At 54.8% G+C, this 281-nt stretch carries 1 tRNA gene and 1 rRNA gene; both read left to right on the top strand.

From position 1 onward, the window contains the following. Positions 1 to 86 precede the first annotated feature (86 nt). Positions 87 to 162 (top strand) — tRNA-Thr (locus OGY09_RS00235). A 38-nt stretch (positions 163 to 200) separates the two neighbouring features. Next, positions 201 to 281 (top strand): 5S ribosomal RNA (gene rrf, locus OGY09_RS00230); the annotation flags it as partial.

Raw genomic sequence — 281 nt, 5'->3', positions numbered from 1 at the left:
CTCAGAAGTGAAACGCCGTAGCGCCGATGGTAGTGTGGGGTCTCCCCATGCGAGAGTAGGGAACTGCCAGGCATCAAATTTAGTGTGCTGATATGGCTCAGTTGGTAGAGCGCACCCTTGGTAAGGGTGAGGTCCCCAGTTCGACTCTGGGTATCAGCACCAGTTTTTCGGTTAAAGTTCGGCACTTAGAAAAGAATTTGTCTGGCGGCTGTAGCGCGGTGGTCCCACCTGACCCCATGCCGAACTCAGAAGTGAAACGCCGTAGCGCCGATGGTAGTGTG

This window comes from Citrobacter sp. Cpo071, from assembly GCF_030332765.1.
Classification (GTDB): domain Bacteria; phylum Pseudomonadota; class Gammaproteobacteria; order Enterobacterales; family Enterobacteriaceae; genus Citrobacter; species Citrobacter portucalensis.
The sequence above is the reverse complement of the archived record's forward strand: the minus strand, read 5'-3'. Positions and strand labels throughout refer to the sequence as shown.